The following is a 1,266-nucleotide window of genomic DNA, read 5'->3' as shown; positions in this document are numbered from 1 at the left end:
TGGAGTTGCTAACTTTGTTAGGACACGATTCTTATACTCTTTAACTTTAAGAGTATGAAAAAGATCAGAAAAAATTACAGTCTAGAGTTTAAGATCCAAGCAGTATCTTTAAGTGAACAACGGGGCAATGTATCTTCGGTAGCTCAAGAATTGGGGATCTGCAAAGAAAGTTTAGTCAATTGGAGAAAGCTTCACAAAGAAGGTAAGCTTACAAAAGAAAAACAAATTTCCTCCGATCCTATAAGAGAAGAGCTACTGAGGCTTCGCAAGGAACTTGAAGAAACAAAGTTAGAACGTGACATCTTAAAAAAGGCGGTAGGCATCTTCTCCAAGAGAGACGGGTAAGATATAAATTTATCAAAGAACACGCTAGTGTGTTTCCTGTTGGGAAGATGTGTGAGGTATTAAAGGTAAGCAGGAGCAGTTTCTATCATTGGAAGAAAAGAAAACCTACTATGCAATCAGAAAGAAGAGCTGTTTTATCTGCGGAGATCTTCAGTATCTATCATTGGAGCTGTGGCAGATATGGGAGTCCCAGGATTGTCAGGGAACTGGAATCAAAAGGGATAAGAGCTTCTCGCCCTTTTGTAGCAAAGCTGATGAGAGAAAGAGGTTTGAGAAGTATTGTAAAGAAGAAATTTAAGAAAACCACCAACTCTTCTCATCGATACCCTGTTGTAGAGAATTATCTGAATCAGAATTTTCAGGTTAAAAGCAGTAAAGAAGTCTGGGTCTCTGACATTACCTATATCCGAACAGGTCAGGGCTGGTTGTATCTCACAACGGTCATTGATTTATATGACAGAAAAGTTATCGGCTGGTCATTAAGTGAGACGATGAAGGCTCAGGATACAAGTATTGCTGCCTTGAAAATGGCACGGCTTCACCGTCCTTTACAGGATCATGATAGTTTAATTTTCCATTCGGACAGAGGGATACAATATGCCTGCACAGAATTTACGTCAATAGTCGGAAAAAACATTACCCGAAGTATGAGCGGAAAAGGAAATTGTTATGATAATGCTGTAGCGGAGAGTTTTTTCAAGACTCTGAAAACCGAACTTATTTATCAAAATAAATATGAAACTAGAGACCATGCTAAAAACTCTGTGTTTGAATATATAGAAACATTTTATAACACTCAGAGAAGGCATTCGGCTTTAGGGAATTTAACCATAAAAGAGTATCAAAATTTAATGTCTAATCTATCTAAAAATGTAGCATAAAGAGTATATAAATTTTGTCTCAAAAATAGTTGCAAGTTCA

2 protein-coding genes are annotated in these 1,266 nt (G+C 37.1%); both read left to right on the top strand.

Annotation, left to right across the window (positions count from 1 at the left end):
- Positions 1–54: 54 nt before the first annotated feature.
- The gene (locus tag ABMQ40_RS16590) at positions 55–345 is read left to right on the top strand and encodes a transposase (RefSeq protein ID WP_370901612.1); all 291 of its coding nucleotides are present in this window, start codon (positions 55–57) and stop codon (positions 343–345) included.
- An 11-nt stretch (positions 346–356) separates the two neighbouring features.
- Positions 357–1,226 (top strand): IS3 family transposase, encoded by an 870-nt coding sequence (locus ABMQ40_RS16585; RefSeq protein WP_370901614.1) that lies wholly within the window; start codon positions 357–359, stop codon positions 1,224–1,226.
- Positions 1,227–1,266 lie beyond the last annotated feature (40 nt).

It is taken from the genome of Chryseobacterium gossypii (assembly GCF_041361455.1).
Lineage (GTDB): Bacteria > Bacteroidota > Bacteroidia > Flavobacteriales > Weeksellaceae > Chryseobacterium > Chryseobacterium gossypii.
The sequence above is the reverse complement of the archived record's forward strand: the minus strand, read 5'-3'. Positions and strand labels throughout refer to the sequence as shown.